This is a genomic window from Mucilaginibacter agri (assembly GCF_009928685.1).
Taxonomy (GTDB): Bacteria; Bacteroidota; Bacteroidia; order Sphingobacteriales; family Sphingobacteriaceae; genus Mucilaginibacter; species Mucilaginibacter agri.
On the sequence record NZ_WWEO01000034.1, the window covers coordinates 36,469 to 58,376 of the forward strand.

Consider the following 21,908-nt stretch of genomic DNA (forward strand, 5'->3'; position numbering starts at 1 on the left):
TCATGGCCGCCTACACTAAAGCAGAACAAATCTTTCCGATCTATAAGGTCGAACATGATTGCATGGTTTCCGTTTATGGGGACCTGACCATCGCGTACAGTTTACAATTACCGGAGCTATTCACACTTTCGGAAGAAGATTATGAAAACTATCATCAATCCTGGGTCAGAGCGATCAAGGTACTGCCGAGACACAGCGTTTTACATAAGCAGGATATTTTTATACGTTCTGCATACAATGGTGCGGAAGGACTGCCGGAGAACTTTCTTACCAGGGCTGCTGACCGGCATTTTAAAGGCCGTCCTTTTTTGAAGCATACCTGTTACCTGATGCTAACCAAAAAAGCCGCTGACCGCAAACAGGCAACCAGCGGTTTTTCAGGAATCATGCGTAAAAGCGTTAGTCCAAGGCAAACAACTGATGGAAGGATGCTGACCGAGTTTTTGGAAAAAGCAGGCCAGTTCGAGCGCATCCTGTGTGACAGTGGGTTAGTGACGATGCAGCGGTTGAAAGATCAGGAACTTTGCGGAACGGCTAACCGTCCGGGCCTGCTGGAACAGTATTGCTTTCTTTCGGACAAAGACAGTCAGCCCCTGCTGAAAGATATCCATTTAAAAGACCGTTTGCAGATCGGAGATCAGCACGCCCAGCTTTTCACACTGGGAGACTGTGAGGATCTACCGGGCGTTTGCGGCAGCAGGTTGACCTATGATAAATACAGTACCGATAAAACCAAGTTTCCGATAGGTTTTGCCGCACAGCTTAACCTGCTGCTGCCCTGCGATCACATATACAACCAATATATTTTCATTGGTGATACGGGGAAGGTATTGAAGCAGTTGGAAGCCAAAAAGCTGCGTTTACAATCACTTTCCGCTTATAGTCGGGAGAATGCGATCAGCCGCGACGCAACCAATGACTTTCTTAATGAAGCTATCGGCCAGCAACGCCTCCCGGTCAAAGCGCATTTTAATGTGCTGGCCTGGACCGAGAACCGCGATCAATTGCAGGAGATCAAAAATCAGGTCGGCTCAGCAATGGCTCAGATCGGAGCTTCCGTTAAACTGGAGTCTGACGCTGCCGCGCAGGTATGGTGGGCCGGTATTCCCGGCAATGCCGCTGATTTTCCGGAGAATGACACGTTTGATACCTTCCTTGAACAAAGCACCTGTTTTCTGAACCTGGAGACGAATTACCGCAGCGATCAGCCAGCCTCAGGCATTCGTTTTTGTGACCGGCTGACAGGCAGGCCTGTTTTCGTCGACCTGTTCGATGCACCACGAAATACCGGGATCACTTCCAATATGGGTATGCTGGTCTGCGGCACGTCCGGTGGTGGTAAAAGTATGACCGTCAACCATATTTTGCGCACTTTGTACGATCAGGGTGCACATTGTGTCACTGTCGATATCGGCGGTAGTTATAAAGGTTTATGTGAACTGGTCGGCGGTTACTATTTTACTTACGAGGAACACAACCCGATCCGTTTTAATCCTTTTTTCCTGCCTCCCGGACAGCTACTGGATACCGAGAAAAAGGAGAGCCTGAAAGCATTGCTGGTGACGCTATGGAAACAGGAAGATGAAAGTTTTATCCGCAGTGAGTATGTGGCGCTATCGAACGCGCTCCAGGGTTATTATGACCATATTGGTCAAAATGCGGCTGAATTTGCCTGCTTTAATTCATTTTTCGAATACCTGGAACAGCATTATGTGGAGTTGCTCAAAAAGCAGAAAGTAAAAGATAAAGATTTTGATATCGATAACTTCCTCTATGTGCTTCGCCCATATTACAAGGGGGGCGAGTTCGATTACCTGCTGAATGCGACCGGCAACCTGAACCTTCTCGATCAGCGTTTTGTCGTCATTGAACTGGATTCGATCAAAGACCATCCGATCCTTTTCCCGGTAGTAACCCTGATCATTATGGAAATGTTCCTTTCTAAAATGCGCAAGCTTCAGGGGGTGCGCAAAGTGCTGACGATAGATGAGGCCTGGAAGGCTATCGCCAATTCAGGCATGGCCGGATTTATCCAGTATGCTTTTAAGACCATGCGGAAATTCAACGGCGTGCCGAATGTCGTTACCCAGGAACTGGATGATCTCATCAGTTCCCCCATTATCAAGGATGCGATCATTAATAACGCCGATATCAAGATTTTGATGGATATGCGGAAGTTCATGAACAAATTCGATAAGCTGCAGGATACGCTGGGCATGTCCGATAAAGGTAAGACCCAGGTCCTGTCGGTGAATAAGGATAACCGGGAGATCTACATCGACCTCGGCGGGCAGGTAATGAAGGTCTATAAAAATGAATTGGCCCCGGAAGAATATTTTGCTTATACCACAGAGGGAAGGGAGCGGGTCAAAGTCCAGGAGTACGCTGCCAAACATGGCAGTATGGAAAAGGGCATTGAGGCCCTGGTCGCGGAACGTAAATAAGGCAAACCATAAAATCGAAACATATGAAAACTATCCTGTCTATTATGATGATGACCAGCCTGCTTTTGAGCATGGCGGCATGCAACCGGGTGGAAGATAAAGCCATCGCCGGTGTCTATGTAACGCAGTTCGAGAACGAGTACTCGCGTACCAACGACACGCTCGTGATCACGGCCTATAACCTGGCGGGCCATACCTATACGGTTGAAAGGCACAGCGGTTTCAATAAGATAAGGGATGGCAAAGTAATGCCGAGAGAATTCAAGCAACAACGCTGGACAGCAGTTTATACTAAGGAGAACCAAGTATTATCGGAGGCGGAACTGGGCCGTAAATTATTTCTTAAACCGGATAGGCAGGAATTGGTGCTCGGCAGTACCGTTTACCGCATGATCAAATAATATAGCAATCACATCTGCAAATTGAAAGGAGGGAAAAAATGAAAGCGTATTTGAAAATAAGTGTTGTACTGATGTTGTTCATGCTCGCGGTCAGCAGGCCGGAACCGGCCAAAGCGCAATTCGTGATCGGAGAGGTGATCAAACTAACGGTCACTAAAGTTATCAAAGCCATCGACCTGAAGGTACAGCGGATGCAGAACCAAACGATCTGGTTACAAAATGCACAGAAAGCGATCGAGAACGAGTTATCCAAACTTCGACTCTCTGAGATTTCCGGCTGGACGGAAGATCAGAAACAACTGTTCGGTACCTATTATGACGAACTTTGGAAGATTAAAGCTACCATTGCTTATTATCAGCGGATCAAGGATGTTGCCGCAAGGCAGGTAGCGCTGGTAAATAAATATCATCAGGCCTGGAACCTTTTTAGGCAGGATACGCATTTCAGCACGGCCGAGCTACAGCAGATGACCTCCGTTTATACCGGTATCCTGTCGGCAAGTGAAAGGAACCTGGATGACGTGATGAACGTGGTGAGCAGTGGAAAAACCCAAATGAGTGATGAGCAAAGGCTGGAACTGATCAACAAGGCAGCGGACCGGCTGGATGAGAACTATAGCGACCTGACCCGCTTTAATGCTGAAAACCAAATGCTAAGCCTCCAGCGTAGTAAGGCTTCGGGTGATGTTAAAACAACGAAGCAACTTTATGGCCTGCAATAATAACATAGTGTACAGGGGATGGATCAGGGTCATTATCCTGACAGGGTGCTTGCTGACAACTGCGCAGATAAAGGGTCAGACCTTTGCGGAATGGTTTAAGCAAAAAAGCACGCAAAAGAAGTACCTGCTGCAGCAAATCGAAGCCTTGCAGGTATACTCCGGCTACCTAAGGAAAGGCTATGCTATCGCTAAAGGCGGTTTGGGTACCATTTCCGGTTCCTTATTAGCGGAGAACGGGCTGCACGGCAGCTATTACACGGAACTGAAAAGAGTGAACCCGGTAGTAGCCAACAACAGCGATGTTAAGGAGATCATCCAATGGCAGGCCGACATAATCAAAATTTCTAACAACTGGAGCCGGATCAACGGGTTGAACAGCGGAGAGATACAATATTTGGGCAGTGTACGGCGAACGCTACTGACTGACTGCGAACAGCTCATCAATACGTTGCAGAATGTGGTGAGTGATGGAAAAATGGAAATGAGCGATGCCGACCGGCTGAAGCTGATCCAGCGGCTGCATTCCGAAATGCAGTCGAACTACCGGTTCGCGGGCGGGTTCAGCGCTCAAGCCAAAAGTTATGCCGCCCAGCGGTTACAACAACAAACAGACAATCAATTCCTGGGTAAAACCTATGGGATAAAATAGAAAGGAAACGTCATGAAAGTCAAAGTTTGGATATTAGGGGGAATCACTCTCATGGTCGGAATGATCGAACCGGGACGATGCTTTGCCCAGGTGCAGGAAATGCAGCAATTATTGCTGAATATTGAGAAACTGACCCAAATGAAAAGTATCCTGTCGGATATGAAAACCGGGTACCAGATCTACCAGCAGGGTTATGGCAGTATATCCTCCTTAGCCAAAGGCAACTTTAGCCTGCATGAAACCTATTTGAACGGCTTATTAGCCGTTAGCCCATCGGTCAAAAACTATGCACGCATCGCGGACATCCTTTCGCTGCAAGCCAGCCTGGTCAGTGAATATAAACGCAAACAGGCCCTGTTTAGGCAAAGCGGTAGCTTTTCGGTCGGTGAACTGAGTTATATCAGCGACGTTTACGCCCGGCTGGTCAGCCAAACGCTAAACGATGCCGGTGAGTTGGCCGATATCCTGATGGCCGGTAAGCTGCGCATGTCGGATGCCGACCGCATCAGGGCTATAGACCGCATTTACACGGGAAGTTCAGACCGGCTCCAGTTCCTCCGAAGCTTCAATAACCAGGGCATGGCCATCTCCCTGCAACGATCCAAAGAGAGCGGAGATACCCGGACGCTCAACCGACTTTACGGAATCCAATAAAGCAAAAATCATGAAAAAATTATTGATGACAACCGCCCTGATGGCGGTAACTGGAACCTTTTTGCCCTTAATTTCCCATGCTGAGGGGCTGGCTAATGACATTCACGGGCTGCAAAGCGTACTCGATGGTGTTTATAATGATATGCTGGGTATGTGCAGTAACCTGGTAGGTGTAGGCCAAGGCATTGCCGGATTTGGCGCGCTGTGGTATATCGCGGCAAGGGTCTACCGGCAGATCGCCAATGCGGAGCCACTGGATTTTTATCCGCTGATGCGACCATTCGGCATAGGGCTGGCGATTATCCTCTTCCCCGCTGTGATCGGGCTCATCAACGGCATTATGCAGCCCACGGTCAGTGCTACCGGCAGCATGGTACAGAACTCCGACGCGGCGATCGCCCGGCTGCTGCAAGCGAAGGAAGCCGCTGTAGAAAAAACAGATGCCTGGCAAATGTACCATGGCGCTGACGGGGATGGCGACCGAGAAAAATGGTACAAATACACGCATCCCGATGACCAGACGGGGGACGGTGAAGGTATGCTGGCGAGTATTGGCAATGATATGAAGTTTGCTATGGCCAAGGCTTCCTACAATTTCCGGAACACCGTCAAGGAATGGATGTCCGAGATCTTACAAGTCTGTTATGAAGCGGCCGCGTTATGTATCAACACCATCCGGACCTTTTACCTGATCGTACTGGCCATTCTCGGGCCGCTGGTGCTCGGCATATCCGTATTTGACGGTTTCCAGCATGTGTTGACCTCCTGGCTGGCCAAATACATTAACGTCTTTCTATGGCTACCGGTGGCTAATATTTTCGGGGCGATCATTGGAAAGGTGCAGGAGAACATGCTGCAGATCGATATCGGTCAGGTCCAAAATTCCGGAGATACCTTCTTCAGCGCAACCGACACTGCTTACCTCATCTTTCTGCTGATCGGCATTATCGGTTATTTCACAGTGCCAAGCGTCGCCAATTATATCGTGAATGCAGGTGGCGGGCACGGTCTGCTGCAAAAGGTGAATACCATGGTGGTCAGTACCAGCAACACGGCTGTGCAAACGGGCGGGATGATCGGCGGCCGCGCGGAGCAGGGCGGCGCTAACCTGATCAATGCGCCCAGGGATTTCATGTCCGGCTACAACGGCACTGCCGGAAATAAGGACCAGTACCAGACACAAAAACTATCTTCTTAATAATCACCCTAAAATCGAAAGTTATGTTTAGTCATTTAAAAAATATCGAAACCGCCTTTAAGCATATCAGGCAATTCAGCCTGTTCCTGATCATCGGCAATGTGCTAACAATGGGCTTTTGTATCTACAAGACCACGCAAGTCGTCAATGCAGCGCAAAACCGCGTTCACATCCTTTACAATGGCAAACTGCTGGAAGCTTCGGCTTCCGACAGGAAGTCCAATTTACCGGTCGAGCTGCGGGACCATATCCGCACCTTTCATGAGTACTTCTTTGATCTCAGCCCGGATGACAAAGCGATCCAGGCCAATGTGAACAAAGCTTTGTACCTGGCCGATGAATCTGCCAAAAGGGAATACGATAATCTCAGGGAGGCAGGCTACTACAATAACCTGATCTCAGCCAATATCTCACAGGAGATCCACGTGGACAGCACCCGGCTCAACGGCAATCAATGGCCGTATAATTTTACCTGTTATGCGACGGAAAAACTGGTTCGTTCCAGCGGAACGGTTTACCGTAAGCTGGTTACGCAAGGCGAGATCAGGGACCTGGCAGAACAATCCGATAATAACCCGCATGGCTTTCTGATCCAGCATTGGGAAGTACTGGCCAACCGGGATACAACGATAATCAATAATTGATATGTGCTTCCTGAAACGAAAAACAAGCAAAAACAATGAGGCGACCGACCGTATGGCCGGTGTGATCGCGGGCAGTATCCTGAAGTGGCAGCGCCGTACTTCAGCGCGGCTAAATGAAAGCGTTAACCGTCAATCCAAAAACACACAGCTCCGGTGGTTCTGGCTTTGCTGCGGTTTGGCCTTGTTCGCACTGGTTTGCAGTGTTATACTTACCAGCCGCAGCACCACTTTACCGCGTATACATGATCCGGCATTACCTACCCATATCGGGCAAAGCTCCGCCGGTCCGCCCAAGCCTCAGGATAGACAGAAAACAGATTCATTAAATCATCAAAAATAAATACTATGGAAACTATCAATGAAACCAGCGGCCAGACACCGCTGAATCCTGAGTTCAGGAAAAAGAGAAAATTCTACCTGGTGATACCTCTACTGATCCTGCCGTTTATGACCATGGCCTTTTGGGCACTCGGTGGCGGCAGCGGTAAACCGGACAATAACCAAGTGAGCCAGCAAAAAGGCATCAATATGGCCCTGCCGTCCGCACAATTCAAAACCCGCGAAGCCAGCAATAAGATGGATATCTACCAAAGTGCAGCCAAAGACAGCGCGAAAAAGAGTGAAGGCGCAGGCAGCGAGTTTATGCAGCAGATGGGTTTTGATCCTGCCAGCGTGGACAGTGCCGCGGTCAGTAAGGACAACCCGGCCGGCCCTGATCTGAAGCGCAGTACAGCAGATATCCAGTCGGACCGCATCAGCGCGAAGCTGGCCGCCATCAACCGCCAGATCAGCCAGCCTGCTACGCCCTATGAAAATGCAGATGATAGCCGTTCGGTCAAAAAACTCAACCGGATGATGAAAGCCATGAACTCATCGTCAGCGAAAGACCCTGAAATGGAACAGTTGAACGCTATGCTGACAAAAATCCAAGCGATACAAAATCCAGGCTCTGTCAGCAAGCCTGCTGTAAAAAAAGAAAGGGACAGCGCATTTAAAGCGATACCCGCCATGATCGACGGGCGTCAAAAAGTATTGAACGGCGGCACAGTACGGCTGAAGCTCACAGATTCCATCCGCCTGCGCGGGGAGAGGCTGCCTAAAGGCCAGCTGATCTACGGGGCCTGCCAGGTGACCAATCAACGCCTGTTGCTAACCATAGAAAATATCCGGCTGGATAAAAAGATCATCCCGGTCAACCTGACGGTTTTTGCACTGGACGGCATGCCGGGCATTCCGGCACCGGAAGCTGATCTTGGCGGCGCTGCCGGAACGGGAGCTGATAATGCAGTACAAAGCATGCAGATCATGAGTATGGATGCCAGCCTGGGAGCGCAAGCGGCCGCCGGTGGGATCAACGCCGCTAAAGGCCTTTTCAGTAAGAAAGTTCGTAAGATCAAAGTCAAGCTAAAAGATGAATACCCCGTGCTTTTAAAGGTCAATAAATTTTAAGCGTATGAAACCAGTGAACAGAGTGCTCCTTGCCTTTAAAGGCTGGGAGGATAAAAAAAATGAGTTGCAGCCGTTGCTGAAATCGGGAACGACCGATGAGCGGGCTATGCTGGCCCTGCAACTGGAACACCTGCGACAGGCCGGGCATCGCCTGCGCCATACGGCAAGGCCGGATGAAAAGCCTTTTCTCAGGCTGTTGGAGAACCAGTTGAACAGGCTGGAAAAGCAGCTTTATCCAAATTTCTTGCAGCGCATCCTGCTCCGGTTAAAAGATCGCATTTTCGACGGACCAGCTTACCTGGAACAGCAGGGCCGGCAGCGCGCGGCCAACATGGAAACGCTAAAACAACAATTGCGTGAACGTGGGCTGAGTTCAGTTGCCGGAAAGCTGGAGCAGCATTTAGACCCGGATCACCGGCAGGTATGCTTACCGCTGGATTGCCAGTTAACGGCGGACAAGCGGCTAAATCTCGACCTGCATTTCGACAAGGATGTTTACGGCAATTTTCAATTGGGAAAATTGGAGGGCACTTTGGTGGAAAATGGTAAAGCGGAACGTTATCATTCCTTTGAATTACCGGACTGGCCGGGCCTTAAAGCGGATCAGGTGCTCAGTTTGCTGGAAGGGCGCGCGCTGAAACAGCATTACACGGACGCTACCGGCCATGAAAATACACGCTGGGTGGAGGTAGGCAATCAGGGCGTTCAGCATTATTCGCCGGACCATGGTTTTGATATCGCTACGACATTGGCAGCCCTGCCGAACATCACCCGCAATAAGGAGGAACTGACCCAATATCTGGAAAACGGCCAATGTGTGCCGACACACTGGAAGCAGAACGGACAGTTCCAGAACATTTTCGTGCAGGCCGATCCTGCGAATGGCAGCCTCAAAATCTTCGATGCCAAAATGAAGCCGGTCAGTGCGGAACAGCTCAGCCAAAAAGCGCAGCAACAGGAAAAAAACCGGAAACCCTCCGTGGTGATGAAACCTACACGGCAGAGCCAAAAGAACGGGCATAAGGTCCATTAACTAATCATTGCAATCAATCAGACTATGGAAAAGGCGGTCAATTTTTATGAACTGAAGACGCAATTACAGGAACTTGGCTACAACGACCCGGCAAACCTGGATGAATTGCGCGGAATGGTTTACAGCGATAAACAACTCCATGATATCTATTCCAAACAGGATGGAGCCGAGTTCACCTTGTCGTATCAATGGGATAAGGCACATGGTTACCAACTCTATTGCATCGATGCTTCGTTGAACATTCCCGGAAAACAGAATAACCAGGTGATGCAATATCTCCGGCCGGATGTCCCAGCGCCAATGGCACTGGAACTTTTGACGCTTAGCCTATCGGTACGAAACGGCCATGACCCCTTTATGCCTCTAAGCAAACCCGAAACAGAACAATATATCCATGAATTAAAATCAAATGTTATGAACACACAAAATTTAGAATTTCTGAAAAAAAGCCTGCTGAACCTTGGCTTCGGCGATAAGGTAAACAAAGAGCTGGAGCAACAGATCAGTAAGGGAACCCCCGAGTTCGTACTGAATGCTAAACACGAATTCAACCAGAAGCCGGTAGACTATCAATTGTATTTTAAAGCCGGTGAAAACGAAGGCATGTATTTCTTCAACAAGTATGACGCGGCGCTGCACAAGGGGAAAGACCAGGAAGTTAACCAAACCTTTTATATCAATAAAGGAAACGGCATTACCGCCAAAGAGGCATTCAACCTGATGGAAGGCCGTGCCGTACATAAACAGTTGTTCAATAAAGAGGGTGAAAAGTACCATGCCTGGTTACAGCTCGACCCGGAAAATCTAACCCAAAACGGCAGTAAGGAGATCAAGAGGTTCAATGAAAATTACGGCTTCGACCTGGAGCAGGTTTTGACCGGGAAAGGCATTAAAGAAATGGACAATGCCGAAAGCAAGGAAAGCTTGTTAAAATCCATCCGCAAAGGGAATGCCCAGCAGATCACGGTTATTAACGGAAAGGAGGATACCAAATATTTTGTTTCCGCCAGCCCGCAATTTAAAACCATTGACCTGTACGATGACAAAATGAAGCGCATCAAACGCGAAGAATTACTACAGGCATCGCAAAAGACCAGTACTACCCAAAAACAGACCCGGCAGCAGAAGGAGGGCCTGCCTGAAAAAAAGCAGCAGTCGCGTAAGCGGAAAATGACAGTTTAAGTAAAAAAGGCGGGATTATCTTCCCGCCTTTTTTTAATTTATGGGTCTATTTTTAACTTCGCATAACAGTTACTTAACGAAATGGAAATAGAAGAATACTACGATGCCTTAACAGGTTTTGCCCAAACCATCAATGAAACCGGAATATCGCCAGAGCAATTCATTAGTGACCTGATCAATAATGATCATGATAAGATTGACAAACTCATCAGTTTCAGGCAAGACTTTTTAGGCGTCACCGAACTGAACCGTGCCAGCGGTTATATATCGATGGGTTATTTTAAAGCATATGAGGGTGTAAAAAGAGAGACCTGTTTTGTGATCTGTTTTGAACTGACCGAACAGGTGATCAAGTTAGAATATCGCCAACGTTGTGAAACCTATAGCTTAACCCAGCCGATCTTTCAGGCCGAGCCCAGTCTGGCCGAGCATATCCGGAGGAAGGACTCTGGTAATTATGATAATGAATTGATCGACCTATCAGCTGTTGATCAAATAGGCGATACGGAGATTATTAAATATAAAGACCATTACTTTTTGATTGATTATTGCTTAAATCCTTCAGAGTTAGGTTGGATAAAGGCGACCTTCCCGGATAATCCATTGTTTATCCGTTTGAAACCCTATAAAGTATTTGACAAACAACCTCAAGGCCGACTGTTTGAATCCATACTCATGCCCGCAAATCCGAATTGGTGGAAAACCTTAAACATTCACAACAGGGATAAAGAAGGGGCGGCCTATCAATTAGGAGAGGACGAATATCCAGATAATCCCCAAGCGCTATGGGAATATAAAGTCAAGAACATAAATCGGCTGGAAGTGATCGCTAAGCGTGATAATAATGGAAATTTGTCCATGATGCTGGAGGAATTAACTGGGATGGATCATAATAATATGGTTTTCGGTCGATGTATTCATTTAGACACCGATGATAAACAGGGAACGAATGCCAATGATGCGATATTAAATCATTTGGACCTTGCGATCAATGTATATGAGGACGACAATGGTAAAAAACGATTAACGGAAAATTTAGCTCACGGTCAGGTCACGAGCAATGCGAGTTACCGTACTCATTTATTACGTATTGAAAACGTACCATTTAAATCATTGGTCGGCTTCGCTCTCTTATTTTTTAAATCTCAAACACTAATCCAGGAATGGTTTGAGGACCAGTTCTCTAAATGAAGTCACCGTGTTCATCACCTATTTGCCCCAGAGACCTATAAAGAAAAGGGTCCCGATCAGTTCCATCAGTAAATAATGCAACACTCCATATATCGCTACGAGGAATTCTGGCGTGAAAGAAATCAGGCGACATCGGATCGGCTGGAAGGATCAGCCATTCCTTATCGTTACGGGCAAACTGAACAGCTCCATCTAAGGCATGATCGGAATTGTGTTTGATCAGGTATCGTTCGCTATTAACCAAAATCAAAGAATGCGATGTCGCACCGTTATTACAGATCTCGCAACCAGCATTTCTAACCAGTTGAGCTTCCAATCGGCTCATTATATCTGGAGCATTCGATTCCTTTATGGCGGAATTACATGCGTACCGATAGAGATAAATTCCATCATTAAGATCTAATACCTTGCTCATGTCGATGTTCAGTGTGAAAAGATAACGTGTCTCCATGTAATTGTCAGCGGTCGGCTTCAAATTCAATCGGCCTCGTTCCGAAAGCCAATAGATCGCTCGATTTTTATCCTCTGAAAAGGAGATAAAGTCTGTCGTATCGTAGTAGCGCACGTCGCTGGGGATAGAACGATCAGGACGAACATGTTTTTGAATTGCCGATATTAACCCTTCGCGCTTAATATATGCTGGGTCACCAACACCGAAAGTTTTACTTCTTATTCCATCAAGGCGAAAGCGGCCAGGTAAAGTACCGGTATTGCATAAACAGTCTCCCCTGTATAATTTCATATGATAATAGTTAATTTAGCGGAACCTAAAATTATAAATTGAAACCGAACCTTTTTAGCATCGCGACAAAAGAATTACATCAGGACGCATTCATTGCGTGGCTTGTTCAATGGGCGGACCCGAAAAACGCAAGCTACGATGAAACTTTACATCGCCTTGGAATAACTTTTGTAAAGGCATTACTCGCTAAACGTTATCCGGTCACTGACGAACCTTTGTTAAAGGTTCGCTGCGGCCGGCAGTGGGAAAATATTGATGTTTACGTTGAAGTAGAAACAGCAACGGTGAAATATCTCATCGTTATTGAAGATAAAACTTTTACGAAAAAAAGAGAAGGGCAATTGGAACGTTACCACTTATCCGGCGAACGGTGGTGTAAAAAGTTTGGCGCAAAATTATGCTGCGTTTATTTAAAAACAGGAAGCGAGTCGCAAAAAAGTCTTAACCTGATCAAAAAAGATGGTTTTGCGACATTTGACCGAAAAGATTTTATTGCTATTCTGGATCAATATCCGTCAAGCGGAAGTGATATTCTAACCGATTTTAGGGTCAGGTTACACCAGTTGCAGATGGCGCATGATGCTTTTGAGACTACGCAGCTTGGCCAATGGGACGATGCCTGCTGGATCGGGTTTTATCAATATCTTGAAAAAAATTTGGGTATCATAGATTGGAACCTGGTTAATCCGCCCAGCGGTGCCAGTTTTTGGAATGCTGTTTTGAACTGGGACTATTGGAATGGGTTTCCTGTATATTTACAGATCGAACAAGGGAAATTATGTTTTAAGATATCTTATATCGATGCCGAGATAGATACCGAACTTAGTAAATCCGAGTTGAGAAATCGCTGGTATGAAATCGTTCGCAAAGCAGCACAAAGGCAAAATGAAGATGCTATTCATCGGCCAAACCGTTTCGGTGTTGGAGATTACATGACCACTGCCGTTGTTAACGCCGCAGACTGGCTTGGTGACCCGAAACAAAATATCGACCCTGTTGCCGTAATTTCTCGCTTACGGCATTACAAAAATTTCCTCAAAAGCTTATTGCCGAATGAAAACCATACGATTGCTTAGAAGAGGCCATATTGCAGACCTATCTGCGCTTTACCTTCAAATGCTGGATTTGTACTGTAAAAACCCGCAATGTGTTTTGTATATGGGCAATGGCCAAACTTAATGAGTTTGATCTTTCCAGACTTTTGCAGTCGCGCGACGTAGCGACAGATATTTGGCCTCAAAATGCCTGTTTGTACCTCTACCATCCGCATTGTTGACGGCTCTTTAAAAAATGCCGAAAATGTTCTCAATAACTCATTGGAGTCTTTAGACCGTTTTCTCTCCACAGGCTTGATCTCTTGCATAACTTCTTATTTTCATGCAAGTTGCGATATGCTATTTTCCTTATTGTACACAATGAAACTAAGGAAAGTAAAGACATTAAAGCTTTTTGATCAATGTCTCTAATTGATGATGATAATCCTTGAACGCCCGTTTATGCGTGTTCCCAAACGATCTTTTATCAATATTTAAATCAGGTATTAGCTGATTAATCAGTTCAGTCTTTTTGCCCGCGGTCAAGCCCGTACGAATCTTTCCTGCGCGGTCTAAAATATCAAACCAGGCAACGATGGCGCTTTTACTTCGTTCCCCCAAGCGGTAGTGACCTTGCTCATTTAAAATAGGCGGTTCAACCTTTTTTAAAATTTCAAGGAATTGCGAAGTTCTTAAAGGGTCCAAAAAAAGACTGCCCGTATCTTTTTCAGCGTGCTTTTGCAATTGGCTTTCGGGAAGCAGCCCGCGCTTGTCTTTCATCCAGACTCGGAACACGTCTGCTTTTTTGATACTGGCTCCCTGAAAGGAACTTTTAAGATTTGCATTTCCGATAATCTCTACGTAATTCAAAAAGTCTTCTTTTCTTGCCGGGGTAAGTTCAAATTGCTCATCTAATAACGCCTTAAGTGCATCGGCAGTAGCCGATTTGAAAGCATGTAGAAATTTCGTTTCCAGAACAATTTGCCTGAGCCGAAACTGCTTTTTAATATTGCCCGGAGCGGTCCTTTCAGAGAATTGATAATTATTAAGATCATAAGAAAAAAAACGATCATGCCAGTCGTAATAACCGTGTCCCCGGTCAATCACTTGAGTGGAGGTAGCAATTTCTTCTTTTGCTAAACGATCATCCTCTCCCAAGCTTAACAATTGGTCTTTAGTTTCCTGGAAAATTTCATCCGCATAAGCCTTAAGTATGATAAATCTTTTTCTGACCGAATTTTTTTCAGGTTCTGATAGCTTTTTGACAACCATCAAAATCGTCAGTTCTGTGTCAATGTCAGCTGCAAGCATTACTTCAAGCAGGGCGGTCCGGAATTTCAAGTCATGAATTTTATCAAGCTCTTTCACTATGCTTTTGGACGCTGCCCGGGCATAGGCCTGATAACTAGATACGTCGGTATGATCAATGGCGTATTGCTTGAATACGTCAAGCTGATCGGCGATCTGTTTGAGAAGCTTCGCCAAAGTTGTTTCTAAAATCCGATGGCCGTAATATTTTTGTTCTAATGTCTTGGCCACTGCCATTTTGAAGAATTCTTCAGTAAGCCGTTTGGACAAGGTTTCAAGGGGAGTATCTGCTACAAAGCCAGCAGCGATCGGATGGCTGTTGGAGCTGACGGTTCGCGTACGGGTATGGCTTTCAGCTCTATCTTGCTCCCATTCTTTATCTGTGAAAAACTCACGCAGGTACAAATATGGTTTTGGCTGCAAGGGCGCTTGCAAATAGTCTTGTTTAAGAATGTCAATAAAATGGGTATCTGACAGTATCACTTCCTTAAACGGGAATGGAGAAAATTTTAATTCATGATCAAAATCGATATCAATATTTTCGGCTAACTTCATTTAATAAATCGGGTATTCAGAAACCTAAGTTAAAATTAAGGAATTAAAAGATCGAATGAACTATTTGGATGAATGGTATCAGACACTGCAAGCCTTCAAATGGAAGAATGCATTGATCAATGACCCGCATTTTCGGAATCTCGAAGCCATCAGAAATGAGATCGCTGCTTTCATTCCTCCTGATGACTTTGAATTATCGCTGACCAAGAGCCATGACAACTGGCTTTTACATATCCTCTTCGATAAGCAACCTAACTCGATCTATTTGCTGAACGAAGTAGCGGAACTCCTAAGGTTTTACCGGAACTTGCCAGATAAGGAATCTTTAAAGCTGTTTCAGAAAAATGGCAAGATCAATTATAAGGGGTTTAACGAAAAGCTTTTTGAACTTCAGGTTAACTACCTTTTGCGTTCGGGGGGACTGGAGCCGAAAATAGGTCAATATTATTTGCTGGATGGAAATAAAAAGGAGATCGACTTACTGGTGCATTATCATGGGCAAACCTATAATATTGAAGTAACCAAGTATTACGATGTCTTTACAGAGTCCTTGCTTGGACTTGCCACGGATATCATTGGGTCACTTCACCTCACTACGATCAAACGTACGTTGACGATGGATGAAATATTTTCAGGCTATTTTGCATTTAAGAAGAGAAATGAAGAAGTGGTAAGGCAAAACAAAAATCTTTTTCATAAGGGCGTTAAAGATTTCATTCATGGTTACCGGTCTGTTAAGGAAAATACGATCCTCCATCCGGCTAAAAAAGAGACAGATGATTACGTTTTTTTGATCGAACCCGTATTCAGCCAGAATTATGAGCGTCTTTATGATGGGGAACTGGGCAAATATCCGGGTTACATTAAGTTTAAAATCGAGGCGAACCTGCAGACCAACAGATATCATGCGAATACTTATGCAGCCACCAGGACGAGTGTAGCAGATGGAAACAAACGTTTGGTTTCAAAGATAAGAGAGAAATTGCGCCAACATCATAAGTTCGAGGATGGGTTACTGGTTATCGTGATCGCCATTGAAGAGATATTCAGTAGCTTTTCCAATAACCGTGCTATTCCTATCCGTCAAAGAGACGTTGATAAACGGGCCATTCATGCAGAGATCCGCGGAAAGGCGGCTGTAGTTTTACTGTTTAAAGAATTGAAGTCTGATGGGGTGTCCTATCAGAAAATGACTTTTGGTGATCGCGTAGCGCACCAAGACATCTTTGAGGTCATTAAGAAAATTTATCCTAATATCCGTTATCTGCCGGAAGCGTCCTGATCAGAGCTTATCCAGATTTTTTCTTTCCTCCTCCGGGAAATCGATGTATTTGGAAAGGTCCTTCACCATTTTGCGCGCAAACACCGCACCTTCCGCACTACTCGTCATGATATCATCGTCGCCCAGGTCCGTGTGCTCGCCGTAAATCGCTTTTTTCAATTCCTGGCGATGATTTAACTCGTCCAGTTTGTTGCCCATCTTTTGGACCAGCGTATAGTCCGGAATGCCGTTTTGTAACAGGTCGGGAAAGTTTTTAAATGGAGCGAGTTTTACATTAATGACTTTTTGCATCACCTCACCCCATTGCAGAACTTCGCTAAGTGAGTATACGGGGTTATTCCGGTGCTGCATATCCAGTACCAAAGCCAGAAACATTTCAGGGGTTCCATTCCATGATGGTTTCAGCTTAAAAGCGCGCATGATGAAAGACAGGAAACTCATAGTATCATCTGTTAGCTATGAGCAAATATCATAAATAATTCTGACTAAAGTTTACCGCTCTCCTTCGGCAATGATTACCTGCATTACAGCGTCGGCTGTCAAATGATGCATCGGGCAAACTAATCTTCCATTTCTCTCCAGCATTTCGGTACCAAAATGCGGGCAACGTTTGCCTTTGCACGAGCGCCCGACGAAAGACTGATACCAGGCATGGTAATTTATCAGGTTCTCCGAGCCGGCTTCCGGAGGTTCGGTTGAAAACAATAAGCCCGTACTTTGGCGTTCTAAAAGCAACCGGCGTTTTACAAGTTTAAGGAAGTTGTAACTGCCGTTGTTATGGGTAACAATTACCGTTAGCGTATGGCCGTCACTTACCTTGAACCAATGTCGCATTCTGGGGTGAATCTCGAAGCGGCCATCAATGTGATAGTGTTCATGTGGGAAACCAAATTGAGGATCGGCATGCAAATTGTCAAACACCGGTATATAAAACAGTAAGCCGTCACCCTTCCACCTTAGTTCGGCACAGGTCACCTCATACGTTTTACCGATTTCATATTGCATAGTCCAAACTACGAAATATTATTTAGCGTGCGCCCGGAGTTTTTCGCCGATCACCTGCAGGTCCATGGTGGTGTAATACAGTGCGCCTAAGGGCTGATAATCGCCACTTTTTTCTTGGGCGATATATCCTTTGAAGCAACCGCCCGCCGTGATCATAAAACATGGCCCTGTCTCGCCCGGCATCGCTTTTTTATCCAATTGAAGTTCGGTTGGCTGGCCGTCAATCAGGCACTGAATGTTTATCCTATCCATATGTTAAAAATTTAATGAGCTCATCAGTATATCAGGAAATTACCGGGTTAGGTAAAATGGGAAGTTTAGCAAATTTCAAAACCTCCAGGCTGGCAAAGCCAAATTCTGCCACGACCTTACCCAATATGAGGTAACAGCCCGCTCCCCGGAAGGGATACATGGGCGTGTTATTAGGAAAATGTACAGTATCAAAAGCGTTGCCTTCAACGTCAAGAAAGTTACCGAACCACATTCGTTGGCTGTTTTTGGTGTGCACTGTTTTCTCGCAAACGTAAAGGCCGACCATTCTTACAACTTGTCCAATATGATTAATGAGATCATTCGCGCCTATTTCACCCCGATAGTCAGTTTGCAGTAATTCAAACATGGTCATGCTTAGCGGAAAACCAAGCAACTCCAGTTCATGGTAAGCATTTTCCAGTCTGGTATTGACCAGGACGGGTAAGGAATAATTTTTTGTTTCCAGCTGGAACAATTCTGCATCATTGTTAGGTTTAGCTTTTGCACCCATTAATAAGTGAACAGCCCACAATAATTCTTTTTTGCTTTTGCCGGTAAAGCGCAACGCGCCGACACGAATGAGAATGATGACCTGCTCTAAACCGATAGCTGTCCTTTTGATGAAATCTTCCAGGTTTTGGTAAGGCCCGTTCGTTTTGCGTTCTTCGGGGATCAGTTCAATATACACGCCGTTTAAACCATGAATGCCAATGAAGCCTAAGTAAACGTCAACTCCGCTGATATTTACGGCACTGTCGCTGTTATTGACGCAGGGTAAGTGTACGATACCGCCGGCACTTTGTAGTTCCTGAACATAAACGAGCCGATTACCCTGATAGAAGCCGCCATAGTTATTTAATACAGCGACCATAAATTCCCGTGGGAAATAAGTTTTTAAATACAGGCTTTGATAGCTTTCTACTGCAAAGCTGGCCGAATGTGCTTTGGAAAAACTGTACCCGGCAAAAGAACTGACCTGACGCCAAACTTCGGCAGCGATATCGTCCGGCCTTTCCAGTCTTTTGGAGCCAGTGAAAAAACTTTGCTTGATTCGGTTCATTTCCTGTTCCGAACGCCATTTGCCACTCATGCCCCGACGTAGAATGTCGGCATCAGTGCCATCCATACCCGCAAAGTGAATGCAGATTTTAATCACATCTTCCTGGTAGACCATCACGCCATAAGTTTCCTCCAATTGCTCTTTCATGACGGGATGCAGGTACTTTACGTCTTTAGGGTTATGGTGCCGTTTGATGTATTCGCCCATCATACCGGAACTGGCAACGCCCGGACGAATTATAGAACTGGCCGCAACCAGCACGAGGTAACTATCGCAGCCGAGCTTGCGGTTTAGCTGTATCATAGCGGGAGATTCGATATAAAAACAGCCTTTGGTATTTCCGACCCTCAGATTGGCGTTTATCGCCGGGTCTTTCATAAACGTCTTAACTTGGTGAATATCGATCTTGCGTTGCTGATTTCCTTCTATTAATTGCACCGCCACTTTAATATGGCCGATCCCCCGCTGGCTAAGGATGTCATATTTATCAAAACCGATATTTTCAGCTTCGTACATATCCCATTGCACGGTAGCCATACCTTTTGGCGGCAGGTCGAGTGCCGTATAATACGTGATCGGCTCCTCGGTAATCAAGACACCACCGGCATGGATCGAACGCTGGTTAGGCATATTGGCCATGCGCTCGTGGATTGCGACGATCTTGCGAAATGTATCGTTATTTTGATTAATTGCTGCGCGGGTCTGGTCGGTAAACCCGTCGATCTCCGCTTTCGGTAAACCCATCACTTTGCCGATCTCACGGATAATGCTACGGTCTTTAAAAGTTGACATGGTGCCTAAAAGCGCGGTATGCTGGCTGCCATAACGTTTAAATATATAATCCTGCACATCTTCACGTTCATCCCAGGAATAATCAATATCAAAATCCGGCGGCGATGTGCGCTGCGCGTTGAGGAACCGTTCAAAATATAAATTCAGCTCTATCGGGTCTACATCTGTGATCTTCAGGCAATAGGCCACGATGCTGTTGGCACCTGAACCTCGGCCAACATGGTAGTACCCTTGTGAATTGGAATAACGGATAATATCCCAGGTGATCAGGAAATAGGCGCAAAAGTCCAGTTCGTATATAACCTTTAATTCGTGCCTTATCCTTTTCTGCGCCTCCTTATTTGACTTGCCGTAGCGATATTCCATGCCGCTGAGGGCCAGTTTTTCCAGCAGCTCCCGGTCATTCTTTTTGTTGCCGGTAAAAGTACGGCGGTTAAGGTTTACCCGGCCTTTAGGATAATCCATCACGCAGCGGTTCATTAGATTCCGCGTATTATCCAAGATGAAGGCATAACGGGAGAATTTTGCTTCCAGCTGACCCGGCGGCAGAAACATGTCACTGGGACGGCATTTGTCGGATGCAGTTACTTCAGTTAATACCACATTCAAATCGATGCCCCTGAGATATTCGTGCAGGCGGTACTCGATCTTATCAGCCACAACAACGGGCTGAAGGGCCAGTAACTTCGACTTAACGGTTGACAGGTCAACATTAAACAAGCTGTTCAGCTGGTCATAGCGAATGCCGAGATATTCGTTATCTGATAAAGTTTTTTCATTGGGGTAAGGGTAAACGATAAATGCGTTTTTAAAAGGCGGTGCCTCATCCGGCAAGGGCTTCTTTTGCAAATTATGTTCCGATAAGAAATCATTTAGTTCCTTCATGCCCTCCTTGTTCTGCGCGATGCCGAAGTACAGTAACTGTTTATCCCTTCTGAATTCCAGTCCGGCGATCGGCTTGACCTGTTTGGCCTCGCATTCCCGCATAAACTCCATGATCCCCGTAGAGTTGTTGATATCCGTCAGTACCATTTGCGTAACACCGTAACCCACCGCTTCTTCGACCAATGCCGGGATCGACATGGTGCCGTAGCGTAGGCTGTATTGCGAGTGCACGTTAATGTACATGAGAAATTTTAAAGATTAAGATTGATGCCGGATGCAAGTTTGATGGAGTCTGGGCCGAATCGCCGCCGGATCTTATCCATCGCCTGGCAAAGACTGTATTGCTCTTCTGAAGCGGTATACAGATCGATCTGCTCAAAGCCATTGACCAGATTAGACAAACGGACACCGACGAGGCGGATCAGCAACCTTTTTTGATAGGCGGCTTTAAATAATTCTTTTGTCTTTTTGATAAGCGGTCCATCCAATGCCGTGTAAGGTATGGTCGCTTGTTTGGTGACATCCTCACGTGTAGAATATCGCACCGTCACCGTTACGCAGGCAGTTTGCTTTTTCTTTTGACGCAGCTCAAAAGCCAGTTCCATGACCATAGAAACTAAGAGGTCATTGATCGCCGCGAGGTCTATGCTGTCATTTTTGAAAGTGCTCTGCGTACCAATAGACTTTTGTTCCTGATAGGGAATGATGGGTGATTCGTCGATACCCTTGGCTTTCTGTAACAGCCAGATTCCATTTTTACCCAGTATACTATTCATGTATTCCGGGTGCACCTGTGAAAGTTCATAGATGCGTTTAATACCCATATCACTCAGCTTAATGAATGTTTTTTCACCTAAGCCGGGAATTTTGCGGATAGATAAAGGATTCAAAAATGGCTGAACTACGGCTTTTTCTATGTTCAATTCGCCGTTAGGCTTGCATTCATTGGTCGCCATTTTGGAAACCGTCTTATTTACAGACAGGCCGAAAGAAATGGGCAATGCCGTTTCTTTCATGACTTTGGCCCGTAACTCTTTCGCATATTTTAATGTACCGAAATGACGATCCATACCGGTCATATCGATGTAATGCTCATCGATACTCGCTTTTTCAATAAGCGGCACGTTGTCTTTTAAAATTTCGGTGATCTCATGCGATGCTTTTGAATATTCATCCATGTTGCCCCTGATCCAGATCCCATGCGGGCAGAGCATACGCGCCATGCGGGCGGGCATGGCAGAATGGATACCAAACTTTCTTGCTTCATAACTGCACGACGCTACCACTCCACGGTCGGAAAGGCTACCGATAATGACCGGTTTACCTACTAACTGTGGATTTTTCCGGACCTCTACGGATACGAAAAACGCATCCTGGTCCATGTGGATGATCTGGCGGTCGGTGCTCATATGTATGCTTTGATTCG

General features: G+C 46.0%; 22 protein-coding genes. 14 read left to right on the top strand and 8 right to left on the bottom strand.

Going from position 1 to position 21,908, the window contains the following annotated elements; genetic code table 11:
- Positions 1–2: 2 nt before the first annotated feature.
- The 12 genes from GSY63_RS01750 to GSY63_RS01805 all read left to right on the top strand — a co-directional run bounded on the left by GSY63_RS01750 (position 3) and on the right by GSY63_RS01805 (position 11,567).
- Positions 3–2,444 (top strand): TraG family conjugative transposon ATPase, encoded by a 2,442-nt coding sequence (locus tag GSY63_RS01750; RefSeq protein ID WP_166584100.1) that lies wholly within the window; start codon positions 3–5, stop codon positions 2,442–2,444.
- Positions 2,445–2,467: 23 nt separating this feature from the next.
- Positions 2,468–2,845, top strand: a complete 378-nt coding sequence (locus GSY63_RS01755; RefSeq protein ID WP_166584101.1) for a hypothetical protein — start codon at positions 2,468–2,470, stop codon at positions 2,843–2,845.
- Positions 2,846–2,883: 38 nt separating this feature from the next.
- Positions 2,884–3,567 carry a conjugal transfer protein TraI gene (locus GSY63_RS01760; protein ID WP_166584102.1) on the top strand — a complete coding sequence of 228 codons (684 nt, stop codon included), beginning with the start codon at positions 2,884–2,886 and terminating at the stop codon, positions 3,565–3,567.
- Complete coding sequence (locus GSY63_RS01765) at positions 3,530–4,216, top strand: hypothetical protein (protein ID WP_166584103.1); 687 nt, start codon at positions 3,530–3,532, stop codon at positions 4,214–4,216. Before GSY63_RS01760 ends, GSY63_RS01765 begins: the two co-directional genes overlap by 38 nt.
- A 12-nt stretch (positions 4,217–4,228) precedes the next feature.
- Positions 4,229–4,870 carry a TerB family tellurite resistance protein gene (locus GSY63_RS01770; RefSeq protein ID WP_166584104.1) on the top strand — a complete coding sequence of 214 codons (642 nt, stop codon included), beginning with the start codon at positions 4,229–4,231 and terminating at the stop codon, positions 4,868–4,870.
- 10 nt (positions 4,871–4,880) lie between these two features.
- Entirely contained in the window at positions 4,881–6,068 is a 1,188-nt protein-coding gene (gene traJ, locus GSY63_RS01775) for a conjugative transposon protein TraJ (RefSeq protein ID WP_166584105.1), read from the top strand.
- Positions 6,069–6,091: 23 nt separating this feature from the next.
- On the top strand, positions 6,092–6,712 hold the full coding sequence (gene traK, locus GSY63_RS01780; RefSeq protein ID WP_166584106.1) for a conjugative transposon protein TraK: 621 nt from the start codon (positions 6,092–6,094) through the stop codon (positions 6,710–6,712).
- Between the two features lies 1 nt (position 6,713).
- Positions 6,714–7,052 (top strand): hypothetical protein, encoded by a 339-nt coding sequence (locus GSY63_RS01785; protein ID WP_166584107.1) that lies wholly within the window; start codon positions 6,714–6,716, stop codon positions 7,050–7,052.
- A 5-nt stretch (positions 7,053–7,057) separates the two neighbouring features.
- Positions 7,058–8,161 (top strand): conjugative transposon protein TraM, encoded by a 1,104-nt coding sequence (locus GSY63_RS01790; protein WP_243749129.1) that lies wholly within the window; start codon positions 7,058–7,060, stop codon positions 8,159–8,161.
- Positions 8,162–8,165: 4 nt separating this feature from the next.
- On the top strand, positions 8,166–9,194 hold the full coding sequence (locus GSY63_RS01795; protein WP_166584108.1) for a hypothetical protein: 1,029 nt from the start codon (positions 8,166–8,168) through the stop codon (positions 9,192–9,194).
- Between the two features lie 24 nt (positions 9,195–9,218).
- Positions 9,219–10,376: a hypothetical protein gene (locus GSY63_RS01800; RefSeq protein ID WP_166584109.1), complete on the top strand. Its 1,158-nt coding sequence runs from the start codon at positions 9,219–9,221 to the stop codon at positions 10,374–10,376.
- 81 nt (positions 10,377–10,457) lie between these two features.
- The gene (locus GSY63_RS01805) at positions 10,458–11,567 is read left to right on the top strand and encodes a hypothetical protein (protein WP_166584110.1); all 1,110 of its coding nucleotides are present in this window, start codon (positions 10,458–10,460) and stop codon (positions 11,565–11,567) included.
- Here the strand turns inward: GSY63_RS01805 and GSY63_RS01810 are convergent.
- On the bottom strand, positions 11,560–12,309 hold the full coding sequence (locus GSY63_RS01810; protein ID WP_166584111.1) for a hypothetical protein: 750 nt from the start codon (positions 12,307–12,309) through the stop codon (positions 11,560–11,562). The two genes, GSY63_RS01805 and GSY63_RS01810, sit on opposite strands and share 8 nt — an antisense overlap.
- Before the next feature lie 38 nt (positions 12,310–12,347).
- Here GSY63_RS01810 and GSY63_RS01815 point away from each other — a divergent pair, with 38 nt between their 5' ends.
- The gene (locus GSY63_RS01815; protein ID WP_166584112.1) at positions 12,348–13,385 is read left to right on the top strand and encodes a PD-(D/E)XK nuclease family protein; all 1,038 of its coding nucleotides are present in this window, start codon (positions 12,348–12,350) and stop codon (positions 13,383–13,385) included.
- Here the strand turns inward: GSY63_RS01815 and GSY63_RS01820 are convergent.
- Both GSY63_RS01820 and GSY63_RS01825 read right to left on the bottom strand, forming a co-directional pair.
- Positions 13,382–13,672, bottom strand: a complete 291-nt coding sequence (locus GSY63_RS01820; protein ID WP_166584113.1) for a hypothetical protein — start codon at positions 13,670–13,672, stop codon at positions 13,382–13,384. The two genes, GSY63_RS01815 and GSY63_RS01820, sit on opposite strands and share 4 nt — an antisense overlap.
- Before the next feature lie 76 nt (positions 13,673–13,748).
- Positions 13,749–15,206 carry a hypothetical protein gene (locus GSY63_RS01825; RefSeq protein WP_166584114.1) on the bottom strand — a complete coding sequence of 486 codons (1,458 nt, stop codon included), beginning with the start codon at positions 15,204–15,206 and terminating at the stop codon, positions 13,749–13,751.
- 55 nt (positions 15,207–15,261) lie between these two features.
- On the opposite strand from GSY63_RS01825, the gene GSY63_RS01830 reads away from it, so the two are divergent.
- Positions 15,262–16,488, top strand: coding sequence for a hypothetical protein (locus GSY63_RS01830; protein WP_166584115.1), 1,227 nt, complete (start codon positions 15,262–15,264; stop codon positions 16,486–16,488).
- Here GSY63_RS01830 and GSY63_RS01835 read toward each other — a convergent pair whose 3' ends face one another.
- Genes GSY63_RS01835 through dinB form a run of 5 tightly spaced genes read right to left on the bottom strand, consistent with a single transcriptional unit; the run spans position 16,489 to position 21,891 of the window.
- Complete coding sequence (locus GSY63_RS01835) at positions 16,489–16,929, bottom strand: hypothetical protein (protein WP_166584116.1); 441 nt, start codon at positions 16,927–16,929, stop codon at positions 16,489–16,491. It abuts the gene before it with no gap.
- Between the two features lie 51 nt (positions 16,930–16,980).
- Positions 16,981–17,493: a hypothetical protein gene (locus tag GSY63_RS01840; RefSeq protein ID WP_166584117.1), complete on the bottom strand. Its 513-nt coding sequence runs from the start codon at positions 17,491–17,493 to the stop codon at positions 16,981–16,983.
- Positions 17,494–17,511: 18 nt separating this feature from the next.
- Positions 17,512–17,745 carry a hypothetical protein gene (locus tag GSY63_RS01845; RefSeq protein WP_166584118.1) on the bottom strand — a complete coding sequence of 78 codons (234 nt, stop codon included), beginning with the start codon at positions 17,743–17,745 and terminating at the stop codon, positions 17,512–17,514.
- Between the two features lie 31 nt (positions 17,746–17,776).
- Positions 17,777–20,725 carry a DNA polymerase III subunit alpha gene (gene dnaE / locus GSY63_RS01850; protein WP_166584119.1) on the bottom strand — a complete coding sequence of 983 codons (2,949 nt, stop codon included), beginning with the start codon at positions 20,723–20,725 and terminating at the stop codon, positions 17,777–17,779.
- Between the two features lie 8 nt (positions 20,726–20,733).
- Entirely contained in the window at positions 20,734–21,891 is a 1,158-nt protein-coding gene (gene dinB, locus GSY63_RS01855; protein WP_166584120.1) for a DNA polymerase IV, read from the bottom strand.
- Between the last annotated feature and the right edge of the window lie 17 nt (positions 21,892–21,908).